This window comes from Paenibacillus sp. 1011MAR3C5 (assembly GCF_003591485.1).
GTDB lineage: Bacteria > Bacillota > Bacilli > Paenibacillales > Paenibacillaceae > Pristimantibacillus.
The window spans coordinates 129,343-147,155 of record NZ_QZCF01000009.1 but is presented as its reverse complement, the minus strand read 5'-3'; the positions used below and the strand labels follow the sequence as shown (position 1 = coordinate 147,155).

Here is a 17,813-nt window from a genome sequence, read left to right as displayed (position 1 = left end):
GACTGGCGCAATGCTAGTCATATCAAGGGCGCATATTTCCCAACCGCTTAAGATCACAAGGAGATACAAAAATTTAACCAAATCCTTGACCAGTATTTTTGCGTCTCCATGATGAAAAATAGCCACGCCAAGTCATCTAAAAGGATAAAGAAAGTTATGAAAAAAAACACATCATTAGAATGACTCGAATTAAATTAGCATCAAATCAGTTCATCTGGAATTAAGGCGTTCCCCTCTGTAAACTCATCATCCACTAGTATTACGTTTGTTAAAATCGCTTCTTCCCAAATTGTCTTTGGAATATGTTCCAAAATTATAATCTGAAAAGAATGCTCATATTCTTGATTAATACGAGATATGAAATTGTTCAATTGAAGATGGTCTCCAAAACGTCTTTCATTCGCTCGGAACGAAAGCGATTAATGGTGCGGAAGTCTGGACGTTGTCTACCGGCAATCCACATAAACATGACGTTTTCCCGGACCGCCTTGGCGATCTGGCGAGAGGAGTAAATCCGCTGTGTGTAGGCGTAAATGATAACTTTGGTGGGCAATTTGGGATTGTAACTATCTCGTCCCCCGCCTGGGCAAGCGTCGCTGAAAATCTTGTCGTCCAAGCGATTGACCGCCTCGTTTACTACACGAACAAGATGATGAGGAGGAATGTCGTCCTCCAAGTTCATTGGCAGATGAAGTTGGTCCATGGTATATTGAATGTACAAAGAAACCGTTCCTTTCGTAAATGGTGGGTCGTACTTCCATTTTACCAAAAAACGGTTTCTTTTTGTTTTACAATTTAGAGAAGGGGCGTCCTTAGTCATCTAGCGATGACTTTTGGGACAGCCCCTTCCTTTTGTTATTGTACGGTTTTCCCGTCTTTACTAAATAAGACCTTCCAACCGGCGCAGCCCAAACGATTATCTCAAGTCCTCTTTGATCTTATATCTGACAGCAATAAATGAGAATATAAGGATGAAGACAATCGCCACGCCAGCTACGTGAACAAGATCATTTATATGATGGAAATCTCTTGGGCTGACGATCGTATTGACTAATAAGAAGGAGGACAAATTAACCTGACCAATTAAAGACTCCAAAGCACTTATAACCATTCCCAAAACATTCAATGATAAAACAAATCCGACTACAATGCTGGCTATCAAGCTTTTACTAATGATGGAGATGCATAAGATGACAATTGAAAATGCCCAATGAAGTAAAAATTGTCCAATCAATAGCTTCGCTAAATAACCCCCATCTCCAAGAGCTACATGGTCAAAGAAAATTGATCTTCCGATCATATCCGCAACGAACATGACGATGAACATGAATAGCGTGAATAGACCTGTAATTAAAATTTTTGATAGTACGGAGTACATTCGGGCATTCTTCATAGCTATATAATTTTTATAGAACCCGCAGCTATATTCGCTCATATAGAAGTAAACGCTGAATACCGCAATATAAACCAGCATCCACGATGGGGTTTGAGCCATGATGACTTGGATGAATTGACTTTCATTCATCGTGCTGATCAGCATGTCCCCGTTTCCTCCGGGCTGCTCATATTTCTTTTGCATATAAATGCCGAAAATTTGAAAAGCAAAAAAGAGCAGCAATAATATATATATCATTTTATTTGTTTTAAAACGGTGAAAGTCCATTTTGAAAATATTAATCATGGCTATCACCTTCGCTTCCCGTCCGTGCCAAAAAATATTGTTCTAAGCTTTGCTTATGCTTGGTGATGGAATGAACAGTTACTCCGTTTTCTACCAAGCTCTTAATGATATGCTGGTTTTCAATATGGGAATCATATACATACACAACATGCTCACTAATCACTTTGTAATGATTAATGTTCAAACGCTGCTCTAAGATGGGAACAGCCGAGCTTGCTTTATCCACTTCTAGTTCAATTCGGTCTTCACATTGAAGCAGTAATTGCTCCCTGGAATGGTGTTCAATAACCTCTCCTTGATGAAGGATGGCAAATTGGGTCGCTACTTTCGATAGCTCCTCCAAAATGTGGCTTGAAATAATAATGGTCATCCCTGCTTTATTCAATTCCAAAATCATTCGTCTGATCTCGGAAATGCCTTGCGGGTCCAACCCGTTAATCGGTTCATCCAGTATCAAAACATCCGGGCTTCCAATTAATGCAGCAGCAATCCCTAGCCTTTGCTTCATGCCCATTGAATAATTTTTCACCTTGGACTTGTTTGATACATCCAATCCGACAAGCTTCAGCAGCTTGTTAATATGGCTTTTTCGATTAGACAGTCCATAGGAAATAGCTAGTAAATCCAAGTTTTCATACGCAGTATAATGAGGAAATAACCCTGCATTTTCAATGAGTATGCCTATTCGTTCAAAATAAGGATGATTATCCTTCACTGTACGATTAAATAATTTAATTTCCCCTGATGTCGGGTACATCAACCCTCCAATCATCTTTAGCAAGGTAGATTTCCCCGCTCCATTCTGGCCAATTAAGCCAAAAATTTCACCCTTGCCTATTTTGAAATCCGCCGTATTTACAGCTATTTTCGATTTAAATTGCTTGGTTAACTGACTAACTTCAATAATTGCTTCAGCCAAATTCACACCCCCTTGCAATAAAATATCAAAAAGAAGCTAACATATCGTCAATCAATAATTAAGAATGTTCAAAGAGAAATTATTTTTTTAACCTGAAACCAATTCCCCAAATCGTGTCGATATAAGTTTGCTCGTCATGCTGTTTTATTTTATTACGAATATTGCTAATGTGAACTGTAATGGTTTTATCTTCACCTATGTATATATCTTCCCATGCAAGTTCATACAGGTCTTGCTTTGTGAACACCCGCTCAGGATTTTTTATCAGCAGCTCAAGGATTTTGTATTCCTGTCTGGTAAGCTTCAAATCTGTATGATTGACTTTTACATTCAGAGTTTCGCTATTTAAAACTAAATTTTTATGACGATATCGTGTAACGGATCCTGTTCGAGATGTTCTTTTTAGATGTACATGGATTCGGGCAAGCAATTCCTCCACTTCGAACGGTTTCGTGACATAATCAACGGCTCCGAGCTTAAACAAGTTTAACTTATGATCCAATTTGTCCTTAGCCGAAAGTATGATAACCGGTGTCTCGATGCTTAAGTTTATTCTTAATTGATGCATAAAATCTTCTCCCGGCAAACCAGGCAGCATAAGGTCCAATATAATAAGCTGATACTCTTGGCGGGTAACGTTCATGATTCCCTCACTTCCGGAATATGCTTGCGTACATATGAAATTTTCCCTTTGAAGCACATCAAAAATAATATTGTTGATATGCTCGTCATCCTCGACTATTAAAATGTTGGGCTGGATCGTGTCCATGTACACGTCGATTCTCCTTTGCGCTTTTCTTAAAAGCCACGCTTATGCAAAATTGGTCATCCTTCAGGTCAGCTTGCACATAACCATTCATTTTCTCCATCAGCGATTTTACGATAAAGAGTCCCAGTCCGGAAGATTGATTAGGGCGCGACGGATCTTCTTTGTAAAAGCGAGTAAATATTTTATCCAAATTAAGCGGTTGATTTCGCTTCTGCATATTGGAAAAATGAAACAAAACCTCGTTCTGCTTCTCTTCATAACGAATGCTTAGAGCGCCTGCACCATGCAAAAAGTAATTTTTTATAATATTCTCATACACTCTTTCCAACGCGCTTTCATTTCCTTCTATAAAAAGCGGTGCTTCTGATATGGAGATGTCTGGTTCATAGCCAATGCGCGAAAAATCGTCAATAAATGTAAACAGACGTTTATTTAACACTTTGATCACATCAACCGGTTCAAGCTCCAAATTGTAGTCTGGGTTTTTCAGCTTCGTGTACAGGAACAGTTCGTCCATGAGTGTAATAATTTGCTTGATTCTGCTCTGAGCCATCAAGACATATTCTGTTTTTTCATTAGAGCTCTGGGATCTTTCCGCCAATTGAAGATAACCGTCAAGTGAAGTCAGTGGGGTTCGTATGTCGTGGGACAAGCTCATAATTGTGGCGTTGATTTCTTCTTTTTGCTCAATAAAATTTTGGTTCAGCTTTCGTTGATTACGAAGCATGGCGTTACATAAATGGATTAACCGATTGATTTCCTTTGGTTTAATCTGCGTTTGAATCATTTTGAATGAATGATGCTCCGATATAAAAGATAATTGGTTGCCGATATCTTTAATTTGGTTTTTGTAATACACAAGGTAAACCGATTGAATGATTAAAACAACCGTTATTACAATTAAAACCATGTACAGCATAAGGTCACTCCCCTTCTGACCAAGTTGCAAATCAAAAAATACAGTCCTCATCAGGTTCGTCGAAACCTTATGAGGAAAGGGGCTCCCCAGTCATGATGACTTTTGGGAAAGCCACTTCTTTTTTTTGTACAAGCCTTACATTGTTCTTACTCGCTCATGGCTTTCTCTACCGCATAGTCTTCAAGCGGAATATCTATCTGCTGATTCATCGCTAACTTGGCTAGCTGCTCTCCCAGAAAGGGTCCCATCGTTAATCCAGATGAACCGAGCCCATTAGCAACAATAAGTTTATTCCATCCAGGTACTCTCCCTAGCACTGGAAGAAAATCCGCAGTAAATGGACGGAACCCTACTCTTATCTCATTTAGGCTGCAAGCCGCAAGACCGGCAGCTGTTTGTAGACCTTTATTTAATAATTCTTGCATTCCGCCTGCGGTTACAGAAGTATCGTATCCTACAACATCATTTTCATGAGTAGCGCCTATCACAATATTTTGATCAGCAAATGCAAGTAAGTACTGATCTGTTGGCGGTATGACAACAGGCCATTGCTCAGTATCGTCTTGCCCGGTAAAATGCAAGTGCATAATCTGCGCCTTTTGATAACGCACATTGACCATTATCCCTAGCGGATGAAGCAGTGTATTGGACCAGGCACCTGCGCACACGATCACCTCATCAGCCCAGAATGTCTGTTGTCCTACTCTAACACAACTAATTTCATGATGATCATGCTCCAGAATAGCATTTCCCTCTATCATTCGTGCTCCATTAAGCTGTGCAGTTCTTAATAACGCTTCACGCAATTGGCGTCCATCCACTCTTGCTGCACCCGATACATGAAGAGCATGATAACCTTCCGACAATAATGGAAACTTCTCTTTCGCTTCGCAATCCGTCAGCAGCGTAAGTTCGCCTATTTCAGGTGCGTCCTCTCTGCGAAGTTCCGCTCTTTCTTTGATCGCGAGCAGTTTTTTCAAATCATTATGAATACATATCGCTCCAACTTTTGCATAGCCAGTCCCTACATTGCCCGCATCCTCCAACTCCTGAATAAGTGATGGATAGAAGCTTGCTCCCGCTTTCGCAAGACGATACCATGCTTTATTTCGGCGTTGTGACAACCACGGACAAATAATCCCTGCTGCAGCATCAGTTGCTTGTCCTGCATCTTTACGATCTATAATGATGACATCAGCACCCAACTTACTTAGCTGATATGCCGTTGAAGCCCCTAAAATTCCTGCGCCAATTACAATAACCTTTGTCATTGCTGAAATCCTTCCTGCGTGTATAGATTAAGTATAAAATAGAGGACAACGATTTGCCTGTTCACGACGAGTATATGTCGACAATCTTAGCCAAATAAGGCTCTCCCTCGTCAATCAAATTCCTCTCCCCTTCGCTCCATTTATTGCGATTGTTGTCCACTCTCATAAAGGCGCCCATCACCCGAGGATCCTTCGACGCTACACGGCTTACCATCGCATTCCACTCCTGCCCAAGTTCCTTGGCCAACTCTGATTCCACGGGGACTTGCGAAGCATGATAGGCCGCAGCGTACAACACGATTCGTCTAAATTCATTATAGAAATCAAGCATTTCTTCTTTCGTTCTGAATACATCCTGAAAAATATTAAAATCCTCTTCCGGGAAATCATAGTCGCTCCAGTGGTCAATTTGATCAGTCTCAAGCGTGTTCATTAAATAAGCGAGAAGCTCCCAGGGAATTTCGTAGCCCGCCGACCTCAGCTTATTGGATACCTCTATACCATGTATTTTCGCTTTGATCCCCTCAAGCTGCCGATGGAGAAGAATGCTTTGTGTTTTTAACATCTCTCCGGTATCGTTCGACTCTTGCTTGATCTTATTGCGAATTTGTTCTAATGAGAATCCCACGCTCTTATAGAAGTTGATTTGCATGAGCCGTCTCAGATGATGCTCATGATACATTCGATGCCCTTTCGAATTTTTATCAGCGGTCAGAAGCCCTTCATTATCATAATATTGAAGGGTTCTTCTAGAAACTCCGCTTAAGCCCGCCAGCTCTTTAACGGAATAAGTTTTCATGGCGTAAGCTCCTATTCCATAGTTTTTATGAATTGTCGGAGGGCGTCCGCGAGCTCCTCCGGATATTCCCCGTTAATCGCATGAGATGCATCGTCAAAAACGGCTACTTTACTGTTTTCATGCGTCAACGATTCTTCAGCAACGGCAGTAGCCTTTTTAGGATCATGCATCGTCGACTTTCCCGCTATAATGGCAAGTACGGGAATGGCGATTTCTTTCAACTGCTCCACTTTGATTTTCTGTGGCATCGGAAGTTTACTTTTATACGTTCTCATGCCTGTTTCAATCAATTTGGCTGTGGGCTCATCCTCGTCAACTTCTGCCCCACCTGAGATGTAACCCAACATTCGATCTCTTATGGATTTGGGAATGATCGGGACCGAAGCGGGAATGGAGAGCAAGACCATCTTTAACGGAATGGTGTCAAAAACATAAACCGGATCCACCAGAATGAGCGATGCAATTTGCGGAACCTCCTCATGAACCACCAGATTCACGGCACTCCATCCTCCAAAAGACAACCCTAACACATGAATTTGGGGTTCGTCCAATGAGTTGATCAGTTCCTTTAGCCAAACAGCCTGATCCTGCACAGATTCAATTCTTGCCGTCTCCACGCTCATCCCTGGTTCTCCAATCAGATCGATGGTGTATACGGGACGATCTTTAATCAAATCTTCCAGATTCGCTTCCCACATTGGCGTGGAAGCCGCTTTCCCTGGCAGAAGCAACAGAGGCGCAAGATCTGTCCTGGATTCTCCCTCAAATTTGTAAACCTTGACTTCACCGAATGTTGTAGAGATCAGTTTTTCTTCCGCAGGCTCAGGCAAATGTGACATCGCCTCGTTATATACTTCGATAAATTCCGCTTTCCCTTCCTGATTCACGAAAGAAGAGAGAGATCCGTCATCATAAAATAATGTAAAACCGGCTGCCCCAACAAGCACGATAAAAATCAACAGCCACCATCTTTTCTTTTTCATTATGCTCTTCATCTTCATCATATCGTCCTCCCCAACTAGATGTAAACTCAGTCTAGTCTATTACGTAACGTAACACGCAAGGGGGATTGATGAAGACATCATAAAACGTCCCGTTCTTTCTGCACAGTGCTGGAGGCTCGTGACAAGTGTATTGTACTGAAATTAGACTGACCCTCGGGGTTTGCCCCCTTGACGGGCTCCACTAAACACAAAAAAACACGCCATAACATGGCGTGTTTAACATTTGTTCTGGTGTGGAGCAAGGGGAGACTATTCAACTGCCTCGCTGTTCCAACATGGGATGTCCGAATCCTGATTTTAGGCTGACGAAGCTTAATCATCCACTTCCAGCGCGCGGGCGAACCTAGGGTTCATCTCCCCCTAGGCTATCCATACAAAATACGCTATCACGATAGGTGATGACGTTTCTTTTTTATATAGAGCCTTAGGGGATCAAACCTCTGGCCACATCACTGCCAGCGATGCGCTTTACCTCAATTGCTAGCTTCTACTCCCCACATTCTATCTTCATCTTAGGAGCTTCCTCGTGCGTTCAAATACCTTTAAAGACTTGAGTTACCAACTGCTCTACATAGTTTTGATCAATTGGATCCCCCGTAACTAATAAGCGGTAGAAAATCGGACCGTAAATGAGATCCGTGCATAATCCGATATCGAGGCTCTTCTCCAGCTCTGCACGCTGAAGCCCACGAGTCATAATATGATGAACCTCCAGCCGGCGAGGCTGAATATAGCGGGTCCGAAATGCCTCGGCCAATCCAGAATCAACTTGCCCCTCTCCTATAATCTGCAGAAAAATGGAGCCCTCGCGGCTTATCATAAACATGGCCATATTCGTAGCATGCTGCAGAATATCTTGATACACCGAACCTGTATCCGGCACAGGCAATCTTGCAGCTGCAGCAGATAGAAATCCGTCCATTACCACTGCAGCTTTGTTTGGCCACCATTTATATATCGTGGCTTTACTTACCTGGGCACGCTCTGCGATTTTCTCTACCGTAACAGCTCCGAAGCCGCTTTCCAACAATAATTCATAAGAAGCAGAAAGAATCGCGCTTTGCGTTTCCATATTGCGCGGACGCCCTCTTTTTCCCTGCATATGAACCCCCCTTTGTCAAAATCCGCTTTTCCCTAAACTATACGTTTAGTATACAAAATAAATCAATTTATAAAAACCCTATTTACAAAACGATACGTTCAGTATATTATTTCATTTATAATTACAAAACCAAACGTTCAGTATTTATTTGGAGGAGGATATTTATGGCTAGTGAACAAGGTAAACAAAGCAACCGGATATCCAGTTGGATGATGTTTCTGTTGGCAGCCGCGTGCGGGCTTATCGTTGCCAATCTTTATTATGCTCAACCCCTTATAGGACCTATCAGCATGGCAACTGGCCTTACTGTTGCAACGGCGGGAATCATAGTTACAGTGACCCAAATCGGTTATGTAGCCGGTTTGCTATTCATCGTACCGCTAAGTGACGTCATGGAGAATCGGCGTCTCACGATAATTATGCTTATCATTGCTGCAGGCGCACTGTTAACGGCCGGATTCGCACCCACTGCGTCGGTGTTCTTTATCGCATCTTTATTCATTGGCATTGCGTCGGTAGTAGCTCAGATTCTGGTGCCATTCGCTGCCTATTTAGCATCTGAAGATCAGCGCGGCCGCGTTGTCGGGAATGTTATGAGCGGCCTCTTGCTCGGTATTATGTTCGCTCGGCCGTTGGCAAGCTTCGTAACCAGTCTATGGGGTTGGAGAGCTATATTTATTTTGTCTGCAATTGTTATTTCTTTATTAACCGCCCTGCTATCATTTGCACTTCCGGTTCGCAAGCCATTTCCAGCAGTGCCTTATAAAAAATTAATTACTTCTTTAGGCGTTATTTTGCGACAAACTCCCACTCTGCGACGGCGCGCTCTGTATCAAGCCTGTTTGTTCGGTGCTTTCAGTTTATTTTGGACTGTTGTTCCTTTACATTTAGCGGATCAATTCGGAATGTCCCAAATCGGTATTGCATGGTTTGCGCTAGTGGGTGTAGGTGGGGCAGTAGCTGCACCGATAGCCGGAAGATTAGCGGATAAAGGCTGGAGTAAAGTGTTAACGGGGCTAGCCATGATTGTAGCCGTATTGTCTTTTTTGCTCATCCATCTGTTCCAAGGTTCTTCAACCTTTGCTCTGATTCTTCTCTTTGTATCCGCCATTACACTTGATATGGCTGTATCGGGGAATCTTGTGATTAGTCAACGTACGATTTATTCATTGGGAAGCGAGGCGAGAGGACGCCTGAATGGACTTTTTATGGCAATATTCTTCATAGGCGGAGCCATCGGTTCATCTTTGGGAGGCTTCTCTTATACCCAGGGAGGCTGGAGCCTCACCACTCTTATTGGAACGATCTTGCCGCTCCTGTCTTTGATTTACTTTCTCACTGAAAAAAACACAACCGAACGGATTGAACATACAGGTCATAATAGTTGAATTAGTTCCTCGGTGGATGTTATGCTATACTCGAACCAACGGACATGAAGCACATGCCGCTTTGATACTTGAATGTATCGAAGCGGCTTTTTTATTTTTCACATGATAAGGAGGGGCAGTACATATTTAATAATAAGTATGAGTCGTGGATGCAGAAGCAGATCGAGCAGGAAAAGAATCACCGAAGACGCGAGTTGTTGCAAAAAGGACTGAGCCACGGGACGGTGGAATTGTTGCGTTCCATCTGGTATCCAGCCGTTGGTAGCTTCGATTATTTATATCCCGAATGGGAGGTTCGTGATTTCAATAACGGATACAGGTTTCTCGATTTGGCTTTTTTACCGGGAAATATGAAAGGAGATATTGAAATTCAAGATTACCGGTCGCATGCCCGAGATTTGGACACACGAAGGTTTAGAGATCTGTGCCGCAGACAAAGCTTATTGTCTCTCGATGATTGGGTCTTCTTGCCGATTGCGTACTTGTCGATTCGTGAAGAGCCGGAATTTTGCAAGCAGCTGATCTTATCGTTCATAGGAAAGTTTCTGTCGTTCGAGGTGGATGCCCGGTTGGATTGTATGGAAGCAGAAGCGGTTAGATATGCACGCAGACTACTGAAACCTTTTACGCCGAGTGAACTTGCTGTGCATCTTCGGGTTACAGATCGGTATGCTCGAAGTGTATTACGTAGTCTGGTAGATGCCAATCATTTAGTAGTTGCTGGTGGAAATATTAGATATCGGACTTATCAGCTGAATGTTGGCGAGAGTCTGCGACACTTGGGTGGGGGTAGCGGAACTTAGATGAGGCCGGCCTAACGGAACTCAGAAGGGGCTAACGAAACTTTAATGGGGCCTAACGGAACTCAGAAGCGTTATGTGGTTCAAAATGGACGCAATTAAATTCTAACGGAACTCAATAGCGTTATTGATGCAAATTTCTTATGTCTGACCTCAAAAAGGTACAAATAGCGGCGCTGAGTTCCGTTACATTATAATTTGGCTCTTGTTCATGGAAATAAGGTCATTCTGTTCCGTTACGGTAGAGGCTCTTGCACCATTTATGGAGTCAAGGGGGATACTGCTCGGCCTACTACCTCGCTGTATCATCATGGGATGTCCGAATCCTGATTACAGGCTGACGAAGCCAACTCGACGAGGACCTTTAGTCGTAGATTCAGACGCCGTGCTTCTCCGTCAAGTAGATTCAAGGAAGTACTCATTCACCCCGTCCGCGCGGACAGAACCCTGGGGAATCACCCCTTTTAGCTTCCATCAATTGATAATTGCAGGTGGAATATTAGATATCGGACTTATCAGCTGAATGTTGGCGAGAGTTTTCGACACTTGGATAGGGCTAACGTAACTTAGAAGGGGCTAGCGAAACTTAGATGGGGCCTAACGGAACTGAGAGGCGTTATGTGGACAGTAAAAGTCGAAAATAATTTCTAACGGAACTCAATAGCGTTATTGTTGCAAACTTCTTGTTTCTCACCTCAAATTGCTCAAATAACGGCGCTGAGTTCCGTTACATACTATTTTGGCTCTTGCTCATAGAAATAAGGTCATTCTGTTCCGTTACGGTGGAGGCTCTTGCACCGTTTATGGAGTCAAGGGGGATACAGCTCAGCCTACTACCTCGCTGTATCATCATGGGATGACCGAATCCTGATTACAGCCTGACGAAGCAAACTCGACGAGGACTTTTAGCCGTAGGTTCAGACGCCGTGCTCGTCCGTTTGAAGCATATGCTTCGAAGTATCCCTTCCACTCCCTGCGCGCGAACTGAAACCCTGTCTTCATCGCTGCCAGCGATGGAATGGCTATCCAATGTAGTCCGATTAAAACTGCGGAAGCCTTGTTCTGACTGGGTTTCTGAGGATCGCATTCCGATCTATTCGGATGCTGTATAACGATTGGGGACGCAGCTCGTCCCCAATTCGTCCCCATAAAATAATGTTCATGTTTCCGCATTCCACATGACTTGTCTACCCTGTACCTGCCTATGACTCCCTTTCATTCTAGTCAATTTCACAATCTTTAAGAGGAATGACTTTGGTCTTGTACACAAATTTATAGCCTAGCCATACACCTAAGAACAACGGAACTCCGATATAGGAAACAAGCACGCCATACCAATCGATCGTTTCTCCAGTGAAAGCTTTAAAGTTCTGACCGATAATAACGAACATGCATAATGCAAAGGCAAAGAGTGGACCTAACGGAAACCACTTGGCTTTATAAGGAAGTTCACTTAAGTCCCTACCTTGCGCAATGAATGCCCTACGGAAGCGGTAATGACTAATTGCGATTCCAAGCCATGTAATAAATCCGCACATGCCGGAAGCATTCAGCAGCCATAAATACACAGTCCCGTCACCGAAGAAGGAAGCTAGGAACGCAAGCATGCCAACTGCAGTTGTGATAAGCAGCGCATTAATTGGGATACCGCGTTTGTTTAATTTCTTTAGAAACTTAGGTGCTTTTCCCTCTTTGGCAAGTACCCACAGTACTCGTGTAGATGCATACATCCCCGAATTACCAGCAGACAGCACCGAAGTCAATATGACGGCATTCATAATAGCAGCCGCGAAGGCGATTCCCGCTTTTTCAAAAACAAGGGTGAACGGACTAACTGTAATATTCTCAATATCAGCTTGCATCAAGCTCGGATGTGTATAAGGAATCAACATGCCAATGACGAAGATTGTAAAAATATAAAAAAGTAAAATACGCCAGAAGATTTGTTTAATGGCCTTCGGTACGTTCTCACGTGGGTTCTCACTTTCACCCGCTGCAATTCCGACAAGCTCGGTTCCTTGGAACGAATAACCCGCTGCCATAAAGATACCAAGAAACGCTAGAAAACCACCATGGAACGGTCCACCGTCTAGTTTGAAATTACTGAAGCCTGTTGGCTTTGAGCCGCCCATTATACCAAATATCATCAGCACCCCAACAATCAAGAAGATGATGACAACGGCAATTTTGATCAATGCAAACCAGTATTCCGATTCCCCATATCCTTTGACAGACAGTAAATTCAAACCGAAAATAATGGCAAGGAACAGGAAGCTCCACAGATAAGAAGGACTATCGGGAAACCAATATTTAATAATAAGTGTTGCTGCTGCAAGCTCAGAGGCAATCGTAATTGCCCAGTTAAACCAGAAGTTCCATCCCATGGCAAATCCAAAAGAAGGATCCACGAAGCGGCTCGCGTATGTGTTAAAAGATCCCGATTCAGGCATATAGGTTGCAAGTTCTCCCAAGCTAGTCATAAGGAAGTACACCATAATACCCACCGCTATATAAGCGAGCAGAGCTCCCCCTGGACCAGCCTCTGCTATTGCACTGCCACTAGCAAGGAATAAGCCTGTACCAATGGAGCCTCCAAGTGCAATCATCGTGAGGTGACGAGCCTTGAGCCCACGTTTCAATTGCTGTGGCTCAGACGAATTATTTGATGACATTTAAAACACTCCTTAATCATGATGTCGATACATTGTTGAGGAGTGGGAAATAAGAAGAAACGGTTACACTGTCTTTCGGACATACGTTTCTTATGGTCACAAAAAAACGCTCACAGAGGTGAACGTTATATATCATTCCCATCTTATCTTCTTTGAAGATAGCTCAACACAAATTAAATTTGTGACAGTTCTGCACCTTCCGGCAACAGTCCCAGCCCAATTGCCCAGAGCAGCAATCAAACTTCGGCGGTAGTTCCTTTCAACAGCTTCAATGACGTTCTCTGCGTCTCCACTGGTCTACTTCTAAATACCGCGACCTCTACCTCATCGTTTGACATGATGAGGGCTGTATTCAATTTTATTTACAAAAACATTATAGCGAACATTGAGAAGGACAAACACTGGTATATAAAGTATATCTTCTTAGTGCTTAGGTTAAGATAAGTCCTCTGCGACGACTTCGCGCATATCAAAAGGCTTTGTGATATAATCATCCGCGCCGAATTCCAGGCCTAGCACTTTATCGGTAATATCTGATTTTGCGGTGATCATGAAGATCGGAATGTTGTAATTAGCTGTCACTTTTTTGCATATGTCCAGTCCGCTTTGATCCGGAAGCATCCAATCGAGCAGGAGAAGATCAGGCTTGAATAATTTATTGAAACAATTGCTTTGACAGATGTCCAATGGATCATATAACAATTCGATTGTAATAAAACACCCCGAACGATTCCGAATCGTTCGGGGTGAACTGAATTTTAATCTGACGCGCTTAATTTTTTTGTAATTAATTTTTCCTCACTAACAGTGAGCAACACTCCGAAATTTCGCCCCATTCGATTAAACCAGATTGTATGCCAATTCTTCCTTAACAACATCGACAATAAGACCTACAAAGCTGGAAAGCTCTTGCTCATTCGGGCCCTCTGCCATAACTCGAACAATCGATTCTGTACCTGAAGGGCGAACTAGCACTCTTCCGTTCCCGCCCATCTTATGCTCTACTGACTTGATGGCTTCTTCGATTTTTTGATTCCCTGCCAGCATCGACTTGTCCTCTACTTGAACATTCACCAGAAGCTGCGGGTACTTGGTCATGCACTCAGCAAGCCCGCTTAGAGACTCGGATTCGGACATCAGCACATCCATCAACTGGATCGCACACAACATGCCGTCTCCAGTCGTATTATAGTCCAACATCACAATATGGCCCGACTGTTCCCCGCCCAGGTTATATCCGCCTTGTACCATTTCCTCCAATACATAGCGGTCCCCGACTTTCGTTTGTTTGGCCCCCACTCCGTTTTTCTCCAGCGCCTTATAGAAGCCCAGGTTGCTCATCACAGTAGAGACCACCGTATTGTTATTCAAACGATGTTGCTTCTTCATGAATCCGGCTAGGATGAAGAGGATGTGGTCCCCATCAACGATCGTTCCTTTCTCATCGACGGCAATGAGCCGGTCCGCATCCCCGTCAAAGGAAAGGCCCAAATTGGCCTGATGTTCCAAAACAGCCTGTTGAACCGCTTCAGGGTGCGTAGAGCCACAGTCTTTGTTAATATTCAGCCCGTCCGGCTGATGCGCCAGGACAACCGTGTCGGCACCCAAATCGCGGAAAAGCTGCGGCGCGATCATCGAAGCCGCCCCATTGGCACAATCCAATACCACTTTAAGCCCTTCGAACCGATTTTTAACCGTGGACTTTAAATAAGAGATATAGGCTTGTCCGCCTTCGAGATCATCCTGTACCCTGCCCACATCGCCGCCAATTGGGCGTGGAATCCGATCTTCATCCGAATCAAGGAGCGCTTCTATCTCCGCTTCCATTTCATCCGATAGCTTAAATCCGTCGCCTCCAAAAAATTTAATCCCGTTATCCTCCACAGGGTTATGAGAAGCGGAAATCATCACCCCAGCATCCGCTCCCCTTGTTTTCGTCAAGTACGCTACGCCTGGCGTAGGGATAATCCCTAAACGTACAACATCTACACCGATTGACAACAAGCCTGCAATAAGAGCCGCTTCCAGCATTTCTCCTGAAATGCGGGTATCCCGTCCTATTACAATTTTAGGCCGCTTCCCTTGCTTGCTCCGAGTCAGCACATATCCGCCTGACCGGCCTAATCGGAATACCAACTCAGGAGTCAACTTACTGTTTGCTACTCCTCGTACCCCATCTGTTCCAAAATATTTCCCCATACGTATCCTTCCTTCCCTTACGATTTCGCGGCTTCTTTCCAGCTTTTGTAGTCATGGATGGAAAAGCCTTGATATCCGGTATGCCACCGCATGACAATATGGCTCAACTGCATCTGCCTTTGCAAGCTGGATACGCCCTTTTCAAAAAAAGAAATATGCTCCCCTTCATCCGAAGGAGCCATTTCCAGACCTATTATTACAGGTTTCCCTGCTCGAGTTCCTTCTTTAATCATCGGAAGAGCATTGGCAATAATTCCGTTCTCTCCGATCGCGAAATTCCGGTAATTCATGAGCACCACACCGTCGAGCTGCTCGATCATCCAAGAACCGACGCTCTCGCTATCGCTGGCAGGAATCTTATGAATCCAAAAAGGAAGATCGGCCGATACCCGCAAGGACGCGCCTTGCTTGACTTCTTTGACCAAAAGCTCCACATTCTCCATCCATTGGCGTACGATATCGTCACGATCCTGCTCCCATTCCTTCAACAGATAAGGTTCAATGTCCACATGGATGCCGTCAAATCCGGCTCGTTCACCTGCAGCAAGCTGATAGTCTTTAATCCATCCAATAAAGGATTCAATATCCTGTTGATATTCGGTTAATCCCCAGGCTGGATCTCCTCCTAACGCTTCGACTTCAATCCCTAATCCGTGAGCTTCTTCGATGAAGGCTCGATAAGGTTCAAAGTCTCTTGCTTTGCGGTCGACATGCAGGTAGATTACATTCACTCCTTGGCCTTCGGCAAAGGCGAGCATTTCGTTTTTGTCCTTCATCAAAGCTGTTGTATCCCATACCCAGGTTGCCTTAACAGGCGGCTTTTCAGATCCCCATTTCAGCATAAGAACCGCCCCGATCACCATGCAGGGTAGCAAGGTAATCAGGATCATTTTAAGTAATGGCATCTTTTTTCGAGTTACGAGCTTAAGCACCAACAGGAACTTTCGCAGCTTTTTGATTAATTCCGGTTCCCAGCTTATGAATGTTATCCGACTCGATATCTGCAAAGGCATTACGTGTATCAATGATCGGAACTCCAATTTCGGCTAATTCATGATAGCTGAAGCTTCGATGATTGGTGATCAACACCAAGCAATCGTATTGGGAAAATGCATCTGGGTCGTATTTTACCGTCTGAACGACGTGACCTTGCTCGTCTTTGAACGTAGTTGCATATGGATCGTAATACTCGACTTTCGCTCCGCTTTTTTTGAACAATTCATAGATTTCCAAGCCGGGAGATTCACGCAGATCGTCGATATCCGGCTTATAGGACATACCTAATAGCAGCACTCTCGAGTTGCGGATTGATTTCGCATATACATTTAAGACTTGAGCCGTTTTGTTCAACACATATTCCGGCATATTATCGTTAATAGATTGGGCCAATTCGATAAACTTGCTATAGAAACGGAATTCTTTTGCTTTCCAAGACAAATACATCGGATCCAGCGGAATGCAGTGACCGCCGATTCCCGGCCCCGGATAAAAGGACATGAATCCGAACGGCTTCGTAGAAGCAGCTCGAATAACTTCCCACACGTCAATTGCCATTCGATCGCACATCATGGCCAATTCGTTGACGAAAGCGATATTGACGCTGCGAAACGTATTTTCAAGCAGCTTTGACATCTCCGCTACTTTCGGAGAAGAAACCGGAACGACAGTTTTGACCACGTTGTTGTAAAGCATGATGCCTAGTTCTTTGCATTTTTCGGTAGTTCCGCCAATGACCTTGGGCGTATTGTACGTATTGTAGTTGGTATTACCCGGGTCCACGCGTTCCGGCGAGAAGCATAGGAAGAAATCCCGGCCTACCGTTAATCCCTGAGCCTCAAGCTCATATTCAATTAATTCTTCGGTCGTTCCGGGATACGTCGTGCTTTCAAGGACGATTAAGGTTCCTTTTTTAATATATTTCTTGATCTCATTCACAACGCTCACGATAAAGGAAGTGTCCGGATCTTGGTGTTCGCTGAGCGGAGTCGGCACGCAAATGCTGATCGTATCTAATTCGCGAATGGTTTCAAATTTGTCCGTTGGTACAAATTTCCCGCTGCCCACGGCATCGGCCACCATAGAATTTGGCACATCTTGAATATAGGACTCCCCATTAAGAAGGGACTCTACCTTACGGTTATCCAAATCAATGCCATAGACGGTAAAGCCGCCTTTCACCATTTCCATCGTTAATGGCAATCCTACATACCCTAGACCAATGACGCCTACCTTCGCCGTTTTACTTTGCAGCTTTTCTTTTAAATGGTTATAAATCATATCGTATCCGCTC

15 protein-coding genes, 2 pseudogenes and 1 riboswitch are annotated in these 17,813 nt (G+C 43.8%); of the genes and pseudogenes, 2 read left to right on the top strand and 15 right to left on the bottom strand.

Features of this window, described 5'->3' with window-relative positions:
• Positions 1 to 200 precede the first annotated feature (200 nt).
• From D3P07_RS28055 to D3P07_RS22630, 10 genes and pseudogenes are all read right to left on the bottom strand, one after another.
• Positions 201 to 371, bottom strand: coding sequence for a DUF3732 domain-containing protein (locus tag D3P07_RS28055; RefSeq protein ID WP_119802529.1), 171 nt, complete (start codon positions 369 to 371; stop codon positions 201 to 203).
• Positions 372 to 373: 2 nt separating this feature from the next.
• Positions 374 to 721: pseudogene (locus D3P07_RS22670) on the bottom strand (transposase); the annotation flags it as partial.
• Between the two features lie 195 nt (positions 722 to 916).
• Positions 917 to 1,681, bottom strand: a complete 765-nt coding sequence (locus D3P07_RS22665) for an ABC transporter permease (protein WP_119802527.1) — start codon at positions 1,679 to 1,681, stop codon at positions 917 to 919.
• A complete protein-coding gene (locus tag D3P07_RS22660) occupies positions 1,674 to 2,600 on the bottom strand; it encodes an ABC transporter ATP-binding protein (RefSeq protein WP_220482042.1) in 927 nt (308 codons plus the stop codon). The genes D3P07_RS22665 and D3P07_RS22660 overlap by 8 nt, the downstream gene beginning before the upstream one ends.
• A gap of 79 nt (positions 2,601 to 2,679) precedes the next feature.
• Entirely contained in the window at positions 2,680 to 3,369 is a 690-nt protein-coding gene (locus D3P07_RS22655; RefSeq protein ID WP_119802523.1) for a response regulator transcription factor, read from the bottom strand.
• Positions 3,329 to 4,288 carry a sensor histidine kinase gene (locus tag D3P07_RS22650; protein ID WP_182914466.1) on the bottom strand — a complete coding sequence of 320 codons (960 nt, stop codon included), beginning with the start codon at positions 4,286 to 4,288 and terminating at the stop codon, positions 3,329 to 3,331. Before D3P07_RS22650 ends, D3P07_RS22655 begins: the two co-directional genes overlap by 41 nt.
• A 146-nt stretch (positions 4,289 to 4,434) precedes the next feature.
• A complete protein-coding gene (locus tag D3P07_RS22645; RefSeq protein WP_119802519.1) occupies positions 4,435 to 5,559 on the bottom strand; it encodes an NAD(P)/FAD-dependent oxidoreductase in 1,125 nt (374 codons plus the stop codon).
• Positions 5,560 to 5,620: 61 nt separating this feature from the next.
• Entirely contained in the window at positions 5,621 to 6,358 is a 738-nt protein-coding gene (locus tag D3P07_RS22640; protein ID WP_119802517.1) for a MerR family transcriptional regulator, read from the bottom strand.
• 11 nt (positions 6,359 to 6,369) lie between these two features.
• Positions 6,370 to 7,362: an alpha/beta fold hydrolase gene (locus D3P07_RS22635; protein ID WP_259391648.1), complete on the bottom strand. Its 993-nt coding sequence runs from the start codon at positions 7,360 to 7,362 to the stop codon at positions 6,370 to 6,372.
• Positions 7,363 to 7,894: 532 nt separating this feature from the next.
• Positions 7,895 to 8,464: a TetR/AcrR family transcriptional regulator gene (locus tag D3P07_RS22630; protein WP_119802515.1), complete on the bottom strand. Its 570-nt coding sequence runs from the start codon at positions 8,462 to 8,464 to the stop codon at positions 7,895 to 7,897.
• 164 nt (positions 8,465 to 8,628) lie between these two features.
• Here D3P07_RS22630 and D3P07_RS22625 point away from each other — a divergent pair, with 164 nt between their 5' ends.
• Both D3P07_RS22625 and D3P07_RS22620 read left to right on the top strand, forming a co-directional pair.
• Positions 8,629 to 9,852 (top strand): MFS transporter, encoded by a 1,224-nt coding sequence (locus D3P07_RS22625; RefSeq protein WP_119802513.1) that lies wholly within the window; start codon positions 8,629 to 8,631, stop codon positions 9,850 to 9,852.
• A 149-nt stretch (positions 9,853 to 10,001) separates the two neighbouring features.
• Positions 10,002 to 10,655: a transcriptional regulator gene (locus D3P07_RS22620; RefSeq protein ID WP_119802511.1), complete on the top strand. Its 654-nt coding sequence runs from the start codon at positions 10,002 to 10,004 to the stop codon at positions 10,653 to 10,655.
• A 1,217-nt stretch (positions 10,656 to 11,872) separates the two neighbouring features.
• Here D3P07_RS22620 and D3P07_RS22615 read toward each other — a convergent pair.
• The 5 genes and pseudogenes from D3P07_RS22615 to D3P07_RS22595 form a co-directional block, all read right to left on the bottom strand.
• Positions 11,873 to 13,324, bottom strand: a complete 1,452-nt coding sequence (locus D3P07_RS22615) for an amino acid permease (protein ID WP_119802509.1) — start codon at positions 13,322 to 13,324, stop codon at positions 11,873 to 11,875.
• A 151-nt stretch (positions 13,325 to 13,475) separates the two neighbouring features.
• Positions 13,476 to 13,654: riboswitch (Lysine riboswitch) on the bottom strand.
• Between the two features lie 120 nt (positions 13,655 to 13,774).
• Positions 13,775 to 13,975: pseudogene (locus D3P07_RS22610) on the bottom strand (response regulator); the annotation flags it as partial.
• 189 nt (positions 13,976 to 14,164) lie between these two features.
• Positions 14,165 to 15,523 (bottom strand): phosphoglucosamine mutase, encoded by a 1,359-nt coding sequence (gene glmM / locus D3P07_RS22605; protein ID WP_119802507.1) that lies wholly within the window; start codon positions 15,521 to 15,523, stop codon positions 14,165 to 14,167.
• 17 nt (positions 15,524 to 15,540) lie between these two features.
• Positions 15,541 to 16,365, bottom strand: a complete 825-nt coding sequence (locus D3P07_RS22600) for a hypothetical protein (RefSeq protein ID WP_147384560.1) — start codon at positions 16,363 to 16,365, stop codon at positions 15,541 to 15,543.
• Positions 16,366 to 16,447: 82 nt separating this feature from the next.
• Complete coding sequence (locus D3P07_RS22595; RefSeq protein WP_119802505.1) at positions 16,448 to 17,800, bottom strand: nucleotide sugar dehydrogenase; 1,353 nt, start codon at positions 17,798 to 17,800, stop codon at positions 16,448 to 16,450.
• Positions 17,801 to 17,813 lie beyond the last annotated feature (13 nt).